The organism is Nocardioides sp. CF8 (assembly GCF_000389985.1).
GTDB lineage: Bacteria > Actinomycetota > Actinomycetes > Propionibacteriales > Nocardioidaceae > Nocardioides > Nocardioides allogilvus.
Genome location: NZ_CM001852.1, coordinates 138796 through 156992, shown reverse-complemented (window position 1 = coordinate 156992; position 18197 = coordinate 138796). Strand labels below are relative to the sequence as shown.

General features: G+C 71.3%; 13 protein-coding genes and 1 tRNA gene. 4 read left to right on the top strand and 10 right to left on the bottom strand.

Going from position 1 to position 18197, the window contains the following annotated elements; genetic code table 11:
- Positions 1-47 precede the first annotated feature (47 nt).
- Entirely contained in the window at positions 48-1208 is a 1161-nt protein-coding gene (locus CF8_RS00750) for a tyrosine-type recombinase/integrase (protein WP_010831228.1), read from the top strand.
- A 27-nt stretch (positions 1209-1235) separates the two neighbouring features.
- On the opposite strand, the gene CF8_RS00745 is transcribed toward CF8_RS00750, so the two are convergent.
- Positions 1236-2171, bottom strand: coding sequence for a 1,4-dihydroxy-2-naphthoyl-CoA synthase (locus tag CF8_RS00745; protein WP_010831227.1), 936 nt, complete (start codon positions 2169-2171; stop codon positions 1236-1238).
- A gap of 56 nt (positions 2172-2227) precedes the next feature.
- Between CF8_RS00745 and CF8_RS00740 the strand changes: the two genes are divergently transcribed.
- Positions 2228-2668, top strand: a complete 441-nt coding sequence (locus tag CF8_RS00740) for a nitroreductase family deazaflavin-dependent oxidoreductase (protein WP_036491797.1) — start codon at positions 2228-2230, stop codon at positions 2666-2668.
- Positions 2669-2785: 117 nt separating this feature from the next.
- Here the strand turns inward: CF8_RS00740 and CF8_RS00735 are convergent, their stop codons facing one another.
- From CF8_RS00735 to CF8_RS00700, 8 genes are all read right to left on the bottom strand, one after another.
- Positions 2786-3385 carry an amino acid-binding ACT domain-containing gene (locus tag CF8_RS00735; RefSeq protein WP_010831225.1) on the bottom strand — a complete coding sequence of 200 codons (600 nt, stop codon included), beginning with the start codon at positions 3383-3385 and terminating at the stop codon, positions 2786-2788.
- Positions 3386-3394: 9 nt separating this feature from the next.
- Positions 3395-5170, bottom strand: coding sequence for an exodeoxyribonuclease V subunit alpha (gene recD / locus CF8_RS00730; protein ID WP_010831224.1), 1776 nt, complete (start codon positions 5168-5170; stop codon positions 3395-3397).
- On the bottom strand, positions 5167-8505 hold the full coding sequence (locus CF8_RS00725; protein ID WP_010831223.1) for a UvrD-helicase domain-containing protein: 3339 nt from the start codon (positions 8503-8505) through the stop codon (positions 5167-5169). The genes recD and CF8_RS00725 overlap by 4 nt, the downstream gene beginning before the upstream one ends.
- Entirely contained in the window at positions 8505-11873 is a 3369-nt protein-coding gene (gene recC, locus CF8_RS00720) for an exodeoxyribonuclease V subunit gamma (protein ID WP_010831222.1), read from the bottom strand. The genes CF8_RS00725 and recC overlap by 1 nt, the downstream gene beginning before the upstream one ends.
- A 126-nt stretch (positions 11874-11999) precedes the next feature.
- Positions 12000-12173, bottom strand: a complete 174-nt coding sequence (locus CF8_RS00715; protein ID WP_036489921.1) for a CsbD family protein — start codon at positions 12171-12173, stop codon at positions 12000-12002.
- 193 nt (positions 12174-12366) lie between these two features.
- A complete protein-coding gene (locus CF8_RS00710; protein ID WP_036491790.1) occupies positions 12367-13824 on the bottom strand; it encodes a S8 family serine peptidase in 1458 nt (485 codons plus the stop codon).
- A gap of 97 nt (positions 13825-13921) precedes the next feature.
- Positions 13922-14194: a DUF7218 family protein gene (locus CF8_RS00705; protein ID WP_010831220.1), complete on the bottom strand. Its 273-nt coding sequence runs from the start codon at positions 14192-14194 to the stop codon at positions 13922-13924.
- Positions 14195-14212: 18 nt separating this feature from the next.
- The gene (locus tag CF8_RS00700; RefSeq protein WP_010831219.1) at positions 14213-15172 is read right to left on the bottom strand and encodes a TIGR03557 family F420-dependent LLM class oxidoreductase; all 960 of its coding nucleotides are present in this window, start codon (positions 15170-15172) and stop codon (positions 14213-14215) included.
- A gap of 103 nt (positions 15173-15275) precedes the next feature.
- Between CF8_RS00700 and CF8_RS00695 the strand changes: the two genes are divergently transcribed.
- Complete coding sequence (locus CF8_RS00695) at positions 15276-15761, top strand: DUF6328 family protein (protein WP_010831218.1); 486 nt, start codon at positions 15276-15278, stop codon at positions 15759-15761.
- 78 nt (positions 15762-15839) lie between these two features.
- Here CF8_RS00695 and CF8_RS00690 read toward each other — a convergent pair.
- Positions 15840-15912, bottom strand: a tRNA-Arg gene (locus CF8_RS00690).
- Between the two features lie 203 nt (positions 15913-16115).
- On the opposite strand from CF8_RS00690, the gene CF8_RS00685 reads away from it, so the two are divergent.
- On the top strand, positions 16116-17951 hold the full coding sequence (locus CF8_RS00685; RefSeq protein WP_010831217.1) for a phosphoenolpyruvate carboxykinase (GTP): 1836 nt from the start codon (positions 16116-16118) through the stop codon (positions 17949-17951).
- Positions 17952-18197: the final 246 nt, after the last annotated feature.

The following is an 18197-nucleotide window of genomic DNA, read 5'->3' as shown; positions in this document are numbered from 1 at the left end:
TCGGCGTTCAGGCGCATCATGAAGACAGCTCGGAAGGAGTGACAGTCATGGGCTGGGTATGGAAACAAGACGAGGCGTGGCGCGGCGCATATCGCGACGAGGCTGGCAAGCAGCACACCAAGTCGTTCAAGCGAAAGATCGACGCGAGTCGGTGGGTAACGACCGAAGAGGCCAAGGTCGTCCGCGGTGACTGGGTCGACCCGCGCGCTGGTCGGGTCACGTTCGCGTCCTTCTACGCCGACTTGGCGCCCCGTCAGGTCTGGGTGTCGTCAACGAGGGAGAACGCCGATCTGGCGGCAGCGGGGGTCACCTTCGGCGACATGCCGCTGCGCTCGATCCGGCGGTCTCACATCGAGGGGTGGGTGAAGCACATGACGACCAAGCTCGCCTCGACGACCATCGACACGCGATTCACGATCGTCCGAGGTGTCTTTCGCGCGGCAGTCGCCGACCGTCTGATCCCGAGCGACCCGACAATCGGCGTTGTGCTGCCGCGCAAGCGCAAGGCCGAGGCAGCGATGCGCATCCCCAGCAGCGTCGACGTGGCGAAGCTGCTCAACGCTGCGGACCCGCCCAACCGGCCAAAGTCTCGGCCGGGGTTCACGGCGTATGTCGCGCTGTGCGCCTTCGCTGGGCTACGCCGGGGTGAGGCGCTCGGAGTCCAGGTGCGTGACATCGACTTCCTGGGTCGCACGCTACGTGTCACCCGCCAGATCCAGCGCGCCAAGATGTCCGACATCGCGGAGGGTAAGGACCTCGTCGAAGCCGTCGGCGGGGTCACCGTGTTGATCAGGGCACCGAAGTACGAGTCGGAGCGCACGATCTACCTGGCGGACGAACTCGTCACAATCCTCTCGCAACACGTCGGCCAGCACAGCCCGGACGGCGACCCAGCTCGCTGGCTCTTCGACGAAGGAGGGAAGCCGTGGCAGGACAATCTCGTCGACTATCGCTGGCGTTCAACCCGCACCGCCGCCGGCACGAACCACAAACTGCACGATCTCAGGCACTACTTCGCCAGCGGGCTGATCGCGGCGGGATGCGATGTCGTCACCGTGCAACGGTCGATGGGCCACGCCTCTGCCACAACCACGTTGGGCACGTACGCCCACCTCTGGCCGACCGTTGAGGACAAGACCCGAGCGGCCGCATCTGGCATGGCGGCGACAGTTCTTGCCACATCTCTGCCACAGGTGGAGACCCAGTAGGCCGCTGACCTGCGGGAATAGCCCAGATCAGTAGTACCAGGGGTAGGGCGACCAGTCGGGCTCGCGCTTCTCCAGGAACTGGTCGCGGCCCTCCTGCGCCTCGTCGGTCATGTAGGCCAGCCGCGTCGCCTCGCCGGCGAAGAGCTGCTGTCCGACCAAGCCGTCGTCGAGGAGGTTGAAGGAGTACTTCAGCATCCGCTGCGCGGTCGGGGACTTGCCGTTGATCTTCGCCCCCCACTCCAGCGCGGTCGCCTCGAGGTCGGCGTGGTCCACCACGCGGTTGACCGCACCCATGGCGAACATCGTCTCGGCGTCGTACTCCTCGGCAAGGAAGAAGATCTCCCGGGCGAACTTCTGCCCGACCTGTCGAGCGAGGTACGCCGATCCGTAGCCGCCGTCGAACGAGCCCACGTCCGCGTCGGTCTGCTTGAAGCGGGCGTGCTCACGGCTCGCGAGCGTCAGGTCGCTGACGACGTGCAGGCTGTGGCCGCCGCCGGCCGCCCAGCCCGGGACCACGCAGATGACGACCTTGGGCATGAAGCGGATCAGCCGCTGGCACTCGAGGATGTGCAGGCGCGCGAGCTTGGCCCGGTCGATCGGGTTCGGCGGCGCTGCCTCGTCGGTGTGGCCGTCGGTCTCGTACTGGTAGCCGGCCTTGCCCCGGATGCGCTGGTCGCCGCCGGTGCAGAAGGCCCACTTGCCGTTCTTGTCGCTGGGTCCGTTGCCCGTGAGCAGGACGCACCCGACGTCGGCAGACTGGCGAGCGTGGTCGAGGACCCGCAGCAGCTCGTCGACGGTGTGCGGGCGGAACGCGTTGAGCACGTCCGGCCGGTCGAAGGCGATCCGCACGGTGCCGTGTGCCTTGGCCCGGTGGTAGGTGAGGTCCGTCAGGTCCTCGAAACCGGGGACGTCGTCCCAGGCCGCGGGGTCGAACGTCTCGGACACGCCTTCGATCGCACTCATGCGGGGGAGCGTAGTCGGGCCGGAATGGCCCCGGCCGGGGTGGTGTTGTGGTGGTCATGGCACTCAACGGAACCTATGTCCCCAGCGCGACCGAGTGGGTCCGCAAGAACGTCGAGGAGTACGAGGCCAGCAACGGTGAGAGGGGCGGCACCCTCTCCGGGACCGACTACCCGATCGTCGTCGTGACCTCGGTCGGCCGCAAGAGCGGCGACCTCCGCAAGAACCCGGTGATGCGTGTCGAGCGCGACGGCGCCTACCTCGCGGTCGCCTCGAAGGGCGGTGCCCCCGACAACCCGGAGTGGTACGCCAACTTCGTCGCGCACCCGGAGGTCGAGGTGCAGGACAAGGCCGAGAAGCACACCTACACGGCGCGACTGCTCGAGGGCGCGGAGCGAGCCGACTGGTGGGAGCTCGCCGTGGCCACCTGGCCGACTTATGCGTCCTACCAGGAGAAGACGGACCGCGAGATCCCGCTGTTCGTGCTCGAGCGCGCCTGAGTCGTCGCCTGCTGGAGCGTGCTCACGTTCGGGCGGTGGGTTTGCAACCGTTCGCGGGGCTCGGAACGGTTGCTGTTGCACCGCCAAGGGCGAGCGGCGAGCGGCGAGCGAAGGTGATCAGGCGCGGTTGATCGAGCGCGCGAGCCCGAGCAGGTGGCCCAGGCGCGCCAGCTCGGAGTCCAGGAACTCGGGACCGCCCCGGCGCCCGAGCACGATCAGGTCGGGGCCGAGCGGGGCGCCGCACAGCACCGTCACCTCGTCGTCGGGGAGCCGTGAGGGCCGCTGGATGTCGACCCACGCGATCTCCGCGGGGGCAGCCTCGGTGCTGCGCCCGACAGCGCCGTCGCGACCGACGCGCACCGCCCAGTCGACGCGGAAGGTGATCGGGAGCAGGTCGATGACGCGGTCGAGTGCCTCGGTCGGGTGGGCGGTCAGCTCCTCGACCACCTCGAGGTCCAGGAACAGGTTGCCGCCAGCGGCGTACCGGCTGATCCAGAGCACCTCCACGCCCTCGAGGGCGTTGCACGCGGAGACGACCGAGTCGGGCATGGCGCCCGGCGCCATCTCGAGCAGCACGTCGTCGACCGCGGTGCCGTCGCCGTCCTTCTCGACAATCTCGATCGCGTCGATGTCGCCACCTGCCTGGCCGATCGCGGTCGCGACGCGCCCCAGCGAGCCGGGCACGTCGGGCAGGGCGAGTCTCAGGAGGAAGGGCACCCCGACAGGCTAGCCGCGGGGTGTTGCACCGGTGTTTCCATCTGCGAGACGGGCCCGCAGGCCGCTGGCTCGCTGGGCCTGGCGGCCGATGGCGGCGCGGACCGCGGACTCGGAGCCGATGACGCGGACCTTGCTGCGCGCCCGCGTGACGGCGGTGTAGAACAGCTCGCGGGTGAGCAGTCGCGACTCCTCGTCGGGCAGCAGCACGGTCACGACGTCGGCCTGGCTGCCCTGGCTCTTGTGGATCGTCATGGCGTGCAGCGTCTCCACGTCGCCGAGCCGCGACGGTGCGAGGTCGAGCGCACCGGTGCTCGTCTCGATCGCCACCCGGCGACCGGCGGGGGTGTCGACGACGACGCCGGTGTCCCCGTTGTAGATGCCCAGGGTGTAGTCGTTGGCGGTCACCAGCACCGGCCGCCCGAGGTAGGCCGACTCGTAGAGCGGGTCACCGGTCTCCTGGGTCAGCCACTGCTCGATCCGCCGGTTCCAGTGGCGCACGCCGAAGGGGCCGTCGCGGTGCGCGCAGAGCAACCGGTGGCGGTCGAGAGCAGAGAGCGCCTTGGCTCCGTCGCCTGCGGCGGCTGCGTCGCGTACGGCGAGGGCCGCCGGCAGCGCCGTCGCGCGGATCGCCGAGGCTGGATCGGGATCGGTGACCCACTCGACCTGGTCGTGGCCAGCGCGGAGCGCCTCGATCGCGGCGTCGGCGTCACCGAGGCGCAGCGCCTCGGCCAGTGCACCGATCTCCTCGCCGTAGCGGTGGGCGGTGCGCAACGCCGCGACCGGGGTGTCCGGGCGACCGTCGTAGCCGCGGACGAGATCGGTCAGCACCGCGCCGGCGTCGACCGAGGAGAGCTGGTCGGGGTCGCCGACGAAGACCAGCCGGGCGTCGGGGCGCACGGCTTCGAGCAGCCGCGCCATCATGGTCAGCGAGACCATCGAGGTCTCGTCGACGACGACGAGGTCGTGGGGGAGCCGGTTGCCGCGGTGGTGGCGGAAGCGGGTGCGGTTGCCCGGGTGGGGGCGCAGCAGGCGGTGCAGGGTCATCGCGGTGACCCCCGCCAGCCGGGCCCGGTCGGTCTCGTTGAAGTCGCCGGCGTTGTTGCGCACGGCCTGCTCCAGGCGGGCGGCGGCCTTGCCGGTCGGGGCCGCCATCGCGATCCGCAGGTGTTCGCCGCGCGCCTCGGCCTGCTCGTGCAGGGCGACCAGCAGCCCGGCCACGGCGGTCGTCTTGCCGGTGCCCGGGCCGCCGGTGATGACCGTCGTCCAGTGACTGCCTGCGTGCAGGCAGGCGGCGCGCTGCTCGGCATAGCCCTCGTCCGGGAAGACCCGGGCCAAGGACGCGGCCAGCAGGGCAGGATCCGTCGGCGGGGTCGATGCGGCCCGGGCCATCAGGTCGTCGAGGACCTGGGTCTCCTGCTCGTGGTAGCGGTCGAGGTAGAGCAGGCCGTGCTCCCAGTGCAGCACACCGAGGCCCAGCAGCGGGCTCCGCTCGATCGCCGCCGACCACGAGTCGATGGCGGGCCAGGCCAGGTCGAGGTCGCCGAGCTGGGTGGCGACGTCGGCGAGACCCAGGCACACCGAGCCGTGCCGGACGGCCCGCGACGTCAGTGCGATCGCGAGCAGGACGTCCTGGTCGTGCTCGCCGCCGAGCTGGCCCAGGGTGGTCGCGATGTGCACGTCGGCCGCGGTGATCAGGCCGGCCGCGTTGACCGCGGCCAACACCGGTGGGGCGTTCAGCGCCAGGTCCCGGTCGTGGGCATCGACCGGCTCGAAGAGATCGCTCATGCGCGTGCCCCCGTTCGCTCGTCGGCACCGTCCAGCAGGGCGGACATGGCCTCCACCAGAGCCAAGGGTGGGCGCCAGGCGAAGACGCCGCAGGGTGCCCCGTCGATGCGCGGGGTGTCCGGACCGCACATGCCGCGGAGGTAGAGGTAGAGCACGCCACCGAGGTGGGTCGCCGGGTCGTAGTCGGCCAGCCGCCAGCGCAGGAAGCGGTGCAGCACCACGGTGTAGAGGAGTGCCTGCAACGGGTAGTCGGAGTGGCCCATCGCGTCGTCGAGCACCGCCGGACGGTAGTCGTGGGCGGTCAGCGGCGCGTCCAGGTCGCCCAGCCAGTTGGTCTTGTAGTCGACGGTCAGGAAGCGGCCCGCCACCCGCAGCACCACGTCGATCGAGCCGGTGAGGTAGCCCCGCAGCTCCTGGTCGGCGAGGTCGGGGTCGCCGTCGAGGGTGTCGGCGTAGGAGAGCACCGGATCGCCCAGAGGCAGGTGTCGACGCAGCAAGGGGGCGAGGTCGCCGAGCCGCACCGGGACGGTGGGGTAGGCCGCGTCGTCCCCGCCGGCGAGCGGCAGCTCGAAGTCGAGCTCCCGCAGCCGGTCGGGGAGTCGCAGGTCGAGCAGCGTCAGGTCGTCGGCCAGCGGACCGAGCGGGCTCGAGCAGACGGCCGCCAGGGCGTCGGCGAGCGCCTCGGCATCGAGGTCGACCGGCCACCACACGAGCTGCTCGCTGATGTGGGCGAGCAGCTCGGCACGGAAGTCGGGCGCCGCCGGGTCGGCGTGCTCGAGCACCGCGTGCACGAGAGAGCCGAACGTCGCACCCACGGGCAGGTCGGCCATCGGCGATGGCACCGCTGCGGTCTCCACGTCGGGCGGCGGTGCGGCCTCGGTCAGCAGGAAGGCGTCGCCCAACTCGGGTGGATCCTCGGGCTCGGACAGCGGCTCGGACCAGGCGCCGGCATCGCTGTGGGCAGCGCCCGCGGCCGACAACGACGAATAGGACGTACGGCGCCACGCGGTGTCCACGATGCGGGAGAACGTGCGCACGGCGAGCGGCTCGGTGGACCGCTCCAGCGGCGTCGGGTCGGGCGGGGTCAGTGCGGCGAGCTCGACCGCCGGGCCGCCGGCGGCCTGCCAGTGCCCCAGGATCTCGAGCAACCGGTCCTCGGCGACCAGTGCCTGCTCGTCGGGCACGGCCACTCCCTGCGGCCGGCGCCCGAAGAGCATCCGGTGCAACGGGGACGCCGGGGTGTTGCGCTCGGCCGCGGCGTACCACGCGACGACCTGCGACTGGGCCCGCGTCAGCGCGACGTAGAGCAGCCGCAGCGACTCACCGGCGTCCTCGCGCCAGTGGCGGGCCACCGAGTGGCGGTGGAAGGGGCTGCGGCCACCGACGTCGCGGCAGCGCCGGCCCTCGTCGTCGTGGAAGAGCGGGATCTCCGGATCGTTGCCGACATAGCGGTTCCACAGAGTCGGGAGGTAGACGACGGGATATTGCAGGCCCTTGCTGCCGTGGATCGTCACGAGCTGGACCGCCGCGGCATCGGAGTCGAGTCGGCGGGTGCGCTCGGAGGCGACCTCGACCTTGTCGTCGGCGACCTGCTCGCGCAGCCACCCGAGGACACCGACGATGCCGAGCTGGTCCTCGACGCTGACGCGGTGGAGCGCCTCGCCGATGTGGCGGATGTCGGTCAGGGTGCGCTCGCCGCCGACGCGTCCCAGCACCCGCGCGGTGAGGCCGGCGACGACGGTGACCTCGAGGACGGCGGCGACGCCACGGGTGGTGAAGACGTCGGTGAGGGTGCGGACGCGCTCGGCCAGCGAGTCGGTGAGCTGGTCGCCGCCGGCGTCGAGCGCTGCCGCGGAGTAGCCGAAGAACGAGGTCAGCGCGGCGGCCCGGACCCGGTCGGCGCGGTGGGGCTGCTCCAGCGCCTCCAGCAAGGTCACCCACTCGGCGGCCGCGGGCGTGTGGAACACCGAGCCGCCCGCGTTGATGACCGACGGCACGCCGACGGCGGCGAGCGCCTCCTGCGTCGCCTCGAGCTCGCTGCGTCGCGCGGCCAGCACGGCGATGTCTCCGGGCACCAGCGCCCGGCCCTCGAAGGTCGCGCCGCTCTGGATCAGCCGCTTGATGTCGTGCGCCGCGTCGGTGATGACGTGCTCGCGCCAGACGGCCACCGGGGGCTTGGACCGCGGCCCCTTGCCGAGCTCCTGGCGGCGTACGACCCGGAGCCGGAACGGCGCGCCCGCACCGGACAGGCGCGACTCGCGATAGTTCGCCGTCACGGGGTGTACGGCGATGCGCGGGTCGCCGAGGGTCGCGCCCTCGAGCAGGGCCTGGAGCCCGTCGAGCAGCGGCTGGTCGGAGCGCCAGTTGACGCCCAGCGTCTGGGTGGTGCGCGCGGCGTCGGCCGCGGCGAGGTAGGTGACGATGTCGCCGCCGCGGAAGGCATAGATCGCCTGCTTGGGGTCGCCGATCAGCACCATCGTGGTCGAGTCGGCGAAGGCCCGCTGGAAGACCTGCCACTGCACCGGGTCGGTGTCCTGGAACTCGTCGATCAGCACGAACTTCCAGCGCCGGCGCATGCGCGCGCGGGCCGGGGCGTCGAGCTCGGTGAGGGCGTCGGCGAGCTGGCTGAGGAGGTCGTCGTAGCTGAGCACGCCGAGCCGGCGCTTGCGGCGCTCGACCTCGTCGAGCACCTCGGTCGCGAACCGCACGCGTATCGCCGCCGGTGAGTCGGGCGCCTCGGTCAGCACCGCCACCGGCTCGATCACCGCGCGCGGGTCACCGACCACCTCGCGGGCGAGCGCCAGCGCCTCGGTGCGGCTCCACGGCGGCTTCTCCTCCTTGCCGAAGCGGGCGAGGTAGAGGTCGTCGACGACCTCGGAGGTGAGCTGCTCGAGGTCCTCGACCAGGGTGGCGCCGGAGTCGGTGTCGCCGGCGACGCCCAGGCTGCGCAGGACGAGCTGGCAGAACTGGTGGATGGTGGCGATGGTGGCCTCGTCGAAGGAGACCAGTGCGGCGGTGAGCCGGCGCAGCCGCTGCGCGACCTCGGCCGCGTCGGCTCCCAGCAGCCAGTCGTGAAGGCGGTTGCCGGACTCGCGCGACGCCGGGTCGGCGAGCACCTGCACGGCCTCGTCGAGCTGGGCGCGCACCCGCTCGCGCAGCTCCTGGCTGGCGGCGCGGGTGAAGGTGACGACGAGCATCTCGTCGAGCGCGACCCGGCCCTCGGCGACGTGCTTGGTCACGAGGGCTGCGATCGTCCAGGTCTTGCCGGTGCCGGCACTCGCCTCGAGCAGGGTGATGCCGGGCTCGAGGTCGCGGGTGATGTCGAAGGTCTCCATCAGATGCCCCGGATCTGTTCGTTGCCGGGGCGGCCGGTGGGGGAGTCGTCGCCGATCAGCGGGCTCCACAGCCGCCACGAGAAGTGACCCAGCCGGTGGGGGGCGGGGCCGTCCTCTCCCGCCCGCAGCGGCGCGGCGAGCAGGTCGTAGTCGGCGTGCTCGCCGAAGGCGCGCACGTGCCAGGCGTCGGCGTCCTCCTTGGGGAAGCCGGAGTCGTTGAAGCGCGGTGTCGTCCACTCGGCGCGGCCCCGCGCGTCGGGGTCGCCGTCGCTGCCGCCCTGGGTGCGGCGGAACTCCTCGGTCCAGGCCAGCGACGTCTTGACCGGAAGCGGCAGCGGCTCGCGCAGCCCGGCCTCGTGCAGGGCGACGAGGTCGCGCAGCCACGCGCGGGCGTCGTGCTCGGCGAGCGGCCTGACCATCGCGACCTGTCCGCCGGAGCGGTGCTTGCCGATGGTGTGGATCGTCCAGTTCTCGTCGGGCCGACCGGCGGCGAGGGCCAGCGCGTTGAGCCACGCGGCCAGCCGGTGCTTGGCGCCGAGGTTGGAGAAGGAGACCGCGACCAGGTTGTTGCCGAAGATGTCGCCGATGGTGCCGGTGACGCGGCGATCACCGAGGTCGATGTCAACGTCGAGGGTGCGGGGCGGACCCGTCTGCAGGCCGCGCGCGGCCAGCACGAGCGGCCCTGCCTTCGTCTTGATCGTCTCCAGCACCCCGTCGCCGAGCGGACCCGGCGGCAGCTGGCCGCCGGCTCGGAGTGCCTCGATGACGGCGGGACCCTCGGCCCCGCCGAGCACCGCCGTCGCGAGCTGGTCGCCGACCGCCCACTGCTCGAGGTTGTCGAGGGTGATCGGGATCGCGTCCTTGATCGCGTCGGCGTCGTAGGGCTTGGTGATCCGCAGCCGCCTGCGCAGGAAGCCCTGCACCGGGTGCCGATAGAAGTCCTGCAGGTCCGCCAGCGCCACCTCGGGAGTCGGCTCGGCGGGCGGCAGCGCCGTCGGCACCAGCTCACGCACGACCAGCCGCTCGCCCCGGGCAGCCTGGGCGCCGGCGAGGGCGGAGCGGTCGAAGGTGAAGGGGCGCGTGCCGCGCAGCCGGCCGGGGACGAGGTTGTCCTCGTCGAAGGGCTGGAGCGGGTGCTGGGTGAGCACGCGGTCGCGGACCGGCTCGGCCGCGGTGCGGTCGAGGGCGTCGAGCAGCTCTCCGAGCGGGACTGCCGGCGGTCGCTCGGCGCCGTTGTGCTCGCCGCGCCCGGTGTAGGTGATCACCAAGGTCTCGGTCGTCGCGGCGATCGCGTCGAGCAGCAGCTGGCGGTCCTCCGAGCGCACGTCGCGCTCACCGGTGCGCGGTCGTCTCGCCAGCACGTCGTCACCGTCGACCCCGGTCGCGCGCGGGAAGACACCGTCGTCGAGTCCGACCAGGCACACCACGCGGTGCGGGACCGAGCGCATCGGCACCATCGTGCAGACCGTCAGCGTGCCGGTGCGGAAGTTGGAGCGGGTCGGTCGCCCCCGGAGCCGCTGCTGCAGCAGCGCGCGGACGTCGGCCTGCCGCAGCAAGGTGTCCTTGCCGGCCGCTCCGGCCGCGATCCGGGCCAGCTCGCGGTCGAACTGTGCGACCTGCCAGCTGTCGTCGAGCGCGGTCGCGGTCAGCTGGTGCACGCCGTCGCCCAGCACGCCCGTCCAGTCGGCCACCGTGCGCGCGGCCTCGGCGCCGGTCAGGAACGTGTGCATCCGGTCGATGAACTCCGCGAACCGGCCGGCCAGCTCGAGGTCACCGTCGCTGACGTCGTCGACCGGCAGCGCTCCGGCGACCTGTCGGTGGTCCAGCCCCGACATCGCGGCTCCCAGCAGCACCCGGCGGAGGCCGGCGGCCCAGGTGTTGGCGGACAGTCCGCCGAGCCCGAACCCGGCGCGGTGGTCGGCGTCGTAGCCCCACCGGATGCCGGCCTCGCCCACCCACTGCGCGATCCGCTCGAGCGCGTCGTCGCCGAAGCCGAAACGCGCGCGCACGGGGTCGGAGCCGGCGAGGTCGAGGACCTGGGTCGCGGTCAGCCGTCCGCGCACCAGCTCGACGAGCTGGGCCGCGACGCCGAGCAACGGGTTGGTGGCACCGAGTGCCCGGTCCGCGAGCCGCACCCGCAGCTGGTGGGCCGGGTGGCCCTGGCCCTCGGCGATGTCGGCGAGCCCGAACCCGGCCGAGATGAGGGGTGCATAGCTCTCGATGTCGGGACACATCACCAGGATGTCGCGGGGCTCGAGGGTCGGGTCGTCGGCGAGCAGCCCGACGAGCACCTCGCGCAGCACGTCGACCTGGCGCGCGGAGCCGTGGCAGGCGTGGACCTGCACGGACGAGTCCGCGCCCGTGCGTCGGGCCCGGGTCGCGGGGTCGGGGGCGGCGTTGGCGCGCAGGTCGGACTGCAGCCAGCCCAGCAGCGTGTCGGGCGGTCGGGGTGTGCCCGACGTGGGCGCTGTTGGTACGGCGCCGAGCGTGCGTCGCAGCTCGCGCGAGTCGCGCCCCAGGGAGCCGAGCAGCGGGTGGCCGACGAGGTCGGCGGAGTCGTCGGCCGACCTCGGCACCTGACCCTCGCGAGCGGTCGGCTCGAGGGCCGACCACAACGCCGGGGAGGCCTGTGGCAGCCAGAGGTGGACGTCGCGGAGGGCGCCGAGCGCGTCGAGGAGCGCGACCTCGGTCTCGGGCAGCCGGGTGTGGCCGAACAGCGAGAGCCGGGGCGGCAGGTCGAGGTCGGCGCCGCCGCTGCGCAGTCGCTCCAGCGTGGTCGCGAGCCGGACGTCCGGAGGAGGAACGTCGATCCGGGCGATCAGCCGTCGCCAGAGCTCGGCCTGCCAGCGCAGGTCGCCCTCGAGCTCGCCGCCCGTGCCGTCGGTGTCGCGACCCGCCCGCCAGTCGGTGATCAGCGTCGGTCGCTGGCTGGCATAGGACGCGAACAGCCCGGCGAGTCGCCGGGCGACGGCATAACGGCGGGTGCTGCGCTCGTCGTCGGGGTCGCCGCCGCCGAGGTGGGCCGTCAGGTCACCGAAACCGGGCTCGCCCATCACCGAGTCGATGACGTCGAGCAACGGCCACGCCAGCCGCTCCGGGTCCCACGGGTCCTCAGTGTCCTTGTCGAGCAGCATCGCGACCAGCGAGGAGGGCGTCACGAAGTCCACGCCCGCGCACACGCCGTCACCGGCCCGCGGCCCCACCCCGAGCCGGTGCGAGAGCCGCTGGGTCAACCACCGCTCCACGCCGCGCGCCGGCACCACGACCACCTCGCGGGCGAAGGGATCCGCCAGCGGGGTCGCGAGCAACGCCGCCAGGGCATCAGCCAGGGCGTCGGTGCGCTCGGCGACGTGGACGTGGACTGCCATGGCCGCAGCCTGCCATCAGGCACCGACAGCGGTGGATGCTGGATGCGCGAAATCCGGAACGGGACACCGACTGCTCGAGTCGATGTCCCGTCCGGTGTTGTCTGTCCTGACAACGTGCAGGGAGCGTCAGTGCTTGAAGGCGTCCTTGACCTTCTCGCCGGCCTGCTTGATGTCCGAGGAGGTCTGGTCGCCCTTGCCCTCGGCTTCCAGGCTCTCGTCGTCGGTCGCCTTGCCGGCGCCCTCCTTGGCCTTGCCCGAGAGGTCTTCTGCCTTGTTCTTGATCTTGTCGTCGAGTCCCATGCGGTTCCCTTCGTCGTCGCGCCCCGTTCGGACGCACTTCGAACCTGTCACGGGTCACCGGACCGTTCATCACCCCTGTGGGTGCAATGTGTCGAAATCGCGAGCGGCCGACGCACCCCCTTGGTGCGTCGGCCGCCGCGGTGCCCCCCGGCACTCAGGCCATGCGCTCACTCAGAGGAGCGCGCGGCCTCTCTCAGCGGATCGCTGCCGCAGCTGCGACCACGTCGACCAGGCCGAAGCCCTTGTCGTACGACGTTCCGCTGACGTAGTGGGCTCCGTCGGTGTACTTGTGGGCGGTCGCCTTGAGGGCGGCCTCCACCTGGGCCGGCGAAGCGGACGGGTTGGCCTGGAAGAGCTGGGCCACGATGCCGGCGATATGAGGTGCAGCCATCGACGTACCGCTGATCGTGTTGAACGTCCCGACGTCGAGCATGCCCGGACCGTTCTCGGGAGCGCCGCCCGTGGAGCAGATCACGAGGTAGAGGCGGCACGCCGAGGTGATGTCCTCGCCCGGGGCGGAGATGTCGGGCCAGGTCTGGGTGCGCGAGGCGTCCCCGCGCGAGGAGAACTCGGACACGACGCCGTCACGGGTGCCGGTGTTCTCGTCGAAGTAGGAGGCAACCGAGAGGATGCCGCCGGTCGGGTCCTGGCCGGGCGGGTTGGTCAGGCTCTCCGAGCCGTTGCCACCGTCGTTGCCGGCGGCCCACACGGTCACGACACCCTCGGCGACCAGCGCACGCTGGATCTTGACGGTCGCCGACTCGGGCTCGAGGTCACCGCCGCCGGAGGGGCCGTAGGAGTTGTTGGTGACCTTGATCGGCGGGCAGGTGGTCGCCGGGACGCCCGCGCCGCACGGGGCCGCGTGGTTCTCCAGCACCCAGTTGAGGGCCGCGTCGGCACCGATGATGAACAGGCCTGCGCCGGTGGACAGCGAGACGAGCTTGGCGCCGGGAGCGGCGCCCTGCAGCTTCTTGCCACCGGCGATGGTCACCGGGTTGCCGGCGACGATGCCGCTGACGTGGGTGCCGTGGCCGCCGACGGCCAGCGTGTCGGTGTCGACGGAGTTGGGGACCTTCTGGACCGAGCAGATCAGGTCGAACGGGTCGCAGAGCGTCTTCAGGTTGGCGACGACGGCGCTGCTGCCGTCGGCCTCCTTGAAGTAGGGGTGGGTCGGGTCGATGCCGGAGTCGATGACCGCGACGCTGACGCCGTTGCCGGTCAGCCTCGTGCCGTCCGCGCCGGTGAGCGTCTGGGTCGCCTCGAAGCCACGGGTGGCGACGTTGCTGGTGTCCTGGAAGAGCTCGATCGGGGCGTTGCCCTCGACGTATGTCACGCCGGGCTGGCTGCGCACGGCCTGGATCTGCGACGCGGTGCCGGTCGCGACGACGACGCCGATCTTGCGGAAGGTGGTGACCCGCTTCATCCCGGTGTTGGTCACCGCCGCCTGGGCCTGCGTCAGCGTCGCTCCGTGCACCATGACGGCGGCGGGCGCCGAGGCGGACAACGTCGACAGCTGCTCGGCCAGGAAGGCCGAGACGTTGGCGCGGTCGTCGGCGGCGTTGGCCTGTGCGACGAGCGTCGTCGGGGCCACGAGACTGGCCGTGGTCGCGAGGGCGGCGGCGCCCAGCGCGAGGGTGGTCTTGAGTCGCACGATCGTTGAACCTCCGTTGGGGATGTCGGGCGCCGAGCGCACCCGACCAGGGTCTGAGGGCTCAACGACCACGCTCACACGGGGTCACGCGTGCGGGTCAGTGGTGCCGGAGGGCCTCGATCAGCTCGTCCTTGCTCATCTGGGAACGCCCCTCGATGTCGAGCTCGGCCGCACGCTCGCGCAGCTCCTCGACCGTGCGGTCGTCGTAGTCGGTGGCCTCGCCGCCGCGCTCGCCGACGGTCGAGCGGCCCTCGGCCGCGGCTGCGTTGGCGATCCGCGCGGCCTTCTCCTTGCTCGCGCCGTCGTCGCGCAGCGCCTCGTACATCTCGGCGTCCTTGACGGACGGTCCGGGTTCCTTCTTGCCTGGCATGTCTCCTCCTTCAGGTGGTCACGCGGTGGACTCACGCAGTGCGGGCAGCACCTCGGCGCCGTACGCCGCGATCATGTCGGCGTAGTGAGGCCCCATGTTGGCGACGTAGACCTCGTCGAAGCCGGCCTCCACGGCCGGTCGCAGGCCCTCGATGTGGACCTCGACGTCGCTGCCGCAGGCGACCTTCTCGCCGGTCTGCTCCGGGGTGACGAGCTCGGCCGCCTGCTCGAAGTGCTGCGGCGACGGCAGCACCTGGGCCAACTCACCCGGCAGGCCGCTCGTGCTCCACAACCGGTGGGCGATCTCCACGCCCTCGTCGCGGGTGGGCGCCCAGCAGGCCTTGGTCCCCATCTGCGCGGGCTTGCCGCCGGACCCCTCACCGAACCGCGTCAGCAGCTCCTGGTCGGGGCTCGTGGTGATGTAGCCGTCGCCGATGCGCGCGGCGAGGTCGGTGGCGTGCGGCCCGAAGCCGGAGATGTAGATCGGCGGCGGCTCGTCGGGGAGCGTGTAGATGCGGGCGGTGTCCACGGTGTAGTGCCGCCCCTCGTGCCGGACCACCTCGCCGGTGAAGAGCTGCCGGATGACGTCGACGGCCTCCTCGAGCATGTCGAGGCGGGTGTGCGCGGTCGGCCACGCCTGGCCGAGGATGTGCTCGTTGAGCGCCTCGCCCGAGCCGAGCCCGAGGGTGAAGCGGCCCTCGAGCAGCACCGCGCTGGTGGCGGCGGCCTGGGCGATGATCGCCGGGTGGATGCGGTAGGTCGGGCAGGTGACCGCGGTGGTCACTGGCAGGTCGGTGGCCTCGGCGATCGCGCCGATGACCGACCAGACGAACGGGCTCTGGCCCTGCGCGTCGTTCCACGGGTGGAAGTGGTCGCTGATCCAGAGGGCCTCGAAGCCTGCCTTCTCGGCCAGCTTCGCCTGCTCGACCAGCTGCTGGGGCGTGTACTCCTCGCTCGAGAGGAAGTATCCGAATCGCATGTCGCCTCCTCGGGTCCCTCCTCACCCTGCCCCGCGACCTGACCGGCCGGCCACCTCCCTTCGGGCGGAGCGCGCGGGCGGGGCGTCGCCGTACGCTCGCCGCATGAGCGAGCCGAGCGGGCAGGGCCGGCGCGAGACCCCCGAGGAGCGCGCCGACCGCAACTGGACCGACCTGCTCCAGGAGCTGCGCGTCAGCCAGACGGGTGTCCAGCTGCTTGCGGCGTTCCTGGTCACGCTGCCGTTCCAGTCGCGCTTCACCGAGCTCGACGACTTCCAGCAGCGGTGGTACCTCGGCCTCCTCGCCCTCGCCTTCCTGACCGTCGGCGTCACGCTCGCGCCGGTCGCCATCCACCGCCAGGTCTTCCAGGGTGGCGCCAAGCCGAGGCTGGTCCGCGCCGCGCACGTGCTGACCGAGCTCGCGCTGGGGCTGATCGCGCTGCTGCTGGCCGGCATCGCGTTCCTCGTGGTCGACGTCGTGCTCGACCGGACCGCCGCGACCCTCGCCAGCGGGGTGTCGCTGCTGGTCCTGCTGGTCCTGCTCGTCGCCGTACCCCACCTCGTCTCGCGGGGCGCGACTCACACGACGTGACGCAGGAAGGGCTCGCAGCATCGGCTCGATCCGGGCGCACGCAAAAGGCCCCGACTCGTGGGAGTCGGGGCCATCTTGTGCGCCTGTAGGGATTCGAACCCCAAACCTTCTGATCCGTAGTCAGATGCTCTATCCGTTGAGCTACAGGCGCATGTCGCGCTGCAACAGCACGACCGGATGAGGATAGCGGACCCCTACGGTCAACCCGAAATCAGCCCGCTTCCCCAGCATTGGTGAGGCCGCTGATGGACTGACGCGCCCCGACCGGTGGAGGGTCGTTATGGTGTCGTGCACGTTGCGCGGCTGGGGGCGAACGAGGCGACCCCGGCACCTCACGAGAGGCAGAACTTTTCGATGGCAGATGTCGAGGCGGCATTGGATGCAGCTGGGTTGACCAACCCGGCGGTCCGCGAATACGTCCGCAAGTACGCCGATCTCACCGGCGCAGAGCGGATCGAGGTGGTCAGCCCCGCAGATGACGCGCGCCTGATCCAGGAGGCTCTCGAGGCGGGTGAGCTCATGCCTGCGGGTGAGGGCCGCTACTACTCGCGGAGCTACCACAAGGACACCGCGCGCTCCGAGGAGCGCACGATCGTCGCGTCCAACGACGAGAAGGACAAGGGCGTCTACAACAACTGGCGCCCGGCCTCCGAGATGGTCCCCATGCTCGAGGACCGCATGCGCGGAGCCTCGCAGGGCAAGACCATGTACGTCATCCCCTACCTGATGGCGCCCCCCGGCAACGAGCTCGCCCCGTGGGCGACCGGCGTCCAGGTCACCGACACCCGCACCGTGGTGCTGCACATCCTGCGGATGGCGCGCGTCGGTGCCGAGCACCTCAACGACGCCGGGGACCAGTTCGTCCGCGCCGTCCACGTCACCGGCGACCTGGAGAACCTCGGCCAGGGCACGCCCGAGGACCAGCGCTACTTCGTCACCGTCGGTGACGAGCGGACGATCCTGCACTTCGGCTCGTCCTACGGCGGCAACGCGCTGCTCGGCAAGATCGCCCACGGCCTGCGCCAGGGTGCCTACGACGGGTGGGCGAGCAAGAAGTTCCTCGCCGAGCAGTACATGCTCATCGGCATCCACGACAAGGAGACCGGGAAGGACTACCACATCTGTGGTGGCTTCCCGAGTGCCTCCGGCAAGACCAACCTGGCGATGATGCTGGCCCCCGACGTCCTCGGCGAGCGCTACCACGTCTCGTTCTACGGCGACGACATCGCGTGGCTGTGGGTCGACGAGTCCACCGGCAAGCTGATGGGCATGAACCCGGAGTTCGGTGTCTTCGGTGTCGCCAAGGACACCAACGAGAACACCAACCCGACCGCGCTGCACTCGGTCGACCCGGGCTCGGGCGCGATCTTCACCAACATCGCCTACAACCCGACCACCCAGGAGGTCTGGTGGGAGGGCCGCACGCCCGAGCCGCCGGCCGACGTCACGGGCTGGTTGGACTGGAAGGGCAACCCGATCTCGGAGCGCACGCCCGAGCAGGCGGGCGAGCCGGGGGCCCACCCCAACAGCCGGTTCACCACGACGCTCGACAACGTGCCCAACATCGCCAAGGACTACAACGCGGCGACCGGTGTCCCGATCGACGCGATCATCTTCGGTGGCCGCACCCGCGACCGCGAGCCGCTGATCCGCGCGATCCACGACCTCGCCGAGGGTGTCTACGACGGCCTGACCCTGGGCGCCGAGGCCACCTCGGCCGCGGAGGGCAAGGAAGGCCTGCTGCGCTACGACCCGATGTCCAACCGCCCCTTCATGGCGTACGGCGAGGGCGACTACGCGCAGCACTACCTCGACATCGTCGGGGCGGCCAAGGACCAGCCGATCTTCGCGCACGTCAACTGGTTCCAGCGTGGCGAGGACGGCCGCTTCCTGTGGCCCGGCTACCGCGACAACCTGCGTCCGCTGCTGTGGCTGCTGCAGCTGAAGAACGGTGAGGTCAAGGGTCGCGAGACCCCGGTCGGCATCCTGCCGACCAAGGAGGAGCTCAACCTCGAGGGCGTGGACATCACCCCCGAGGACCTCGACACGATCCTGTCGATCGACACGGACCGCTGGAAGCAGGAGATGGGCTTCCGCGAGGAGCACCTCCAGCAGTTCGACCGGATGCCCGACGCGATCTGGGAGGCCCACCGCCGGGTCGCCAAGGCGCTCGAGGACGACCAGGCCTGACGCCTCGAACAGTGCACGACCAACAGCCGGCCGCGGTTCGCCCGCGGCCGGCTGTCTGCGTCCATGACCCGATCACCTCGCAACCGTCGCCGCGAAACCCGTAGCATCCACCCTGACGCGCCGATCTGAGCCGCGCGTGGGACCTGGGTCACAGCCCTTGATCGTTCCAATATGTACGCCGCAGGGCGGACGTTAGCCTCGGCGACAACCGTCGCCGCAGCGTTGCCGGACGGGTCAATCAACACT

Excerpts from the sequence above, each read along its gene's own strand:
- CF8_RS00715 (WP_036489921.1), bottom strand. The coding sequence starts at position 12,173 with ATGGGACTCGACGACAAGATCAAGAACAAGGCAGAAGACCTCTCGGGC.
- CF8_RS00685 (WP_010831217.1), top strand. The coding sequence starts at position 16,116 with ATGGCAGATGTCGAGGCGGCATTGGATGCAGCTGGGTTGACCAACCCG.
- CF8_RS00705 (WP_010831220.1), bottom strand. The coding sequence starts at position 14,194 with ATGCCAGGCAAGAAGGAACCCGGACCGTCCGTCAAGGACGCCGAGATG.
- CF8_RS00700 (WP_010831219.1), bottom strand. The coding sequence starts at position 15,172 with ATGCGATTCGGATACTTCCTCTCGAGCGAGGAGTACACGCCCCAGCAG.
- recC (WP_010831222.1), bottom strand. The coding sequence starts at position 11,873 with ATGGCAGTCCACGTCCACGTCGCCGAGCGCACCGACGCCCTGGCTGAT.
- CF8_RS00740 (WP_036491797.1), top strand. The coding sequence starts at position 2,228 with ATGGCACTCAACGGAACCTATGTCCCCAGCGCGACCGAGTGGGTCCGC.
- recD (WP_010831224.1), bottom strand. The coding sequence starts at position 5,170 with ATGAGCGATCTCTTCGAGCCGGTCGATGCCCACGACCGGGACCTGGCG.
- CF8_RS00725 (WP_010831223.1), bottom strand. The coding sequence starts at position 8,505 with ATGGAGACCTTCGACATCACCCGCGACCTCGAGCCCGGCATCACCCTG.
- CF8_RS00745 (WP_010831227.1), bottom strand. The coding sequence starts at position 2,171 with ATGAGTGCGATCGAAGGCGTGTCCGAGACGTTCGACCCCGCGGCCTGG.
- CF8_RS00750 (WP_010831228.1), top strand. The coding sequence starts at position 48 with ATGGGCTGGGTATGGAAACAAGACGAGGCGTGGCGCGGCGCATATCGC.
- CF8_RS00695 (WP_010831218.1), top strand. The coding sequence starts at position 15,276 with ATGAGCGAGCCGAGCGGGCAGGGCCGGCGCGAGACCCCCGAGGAGCGC.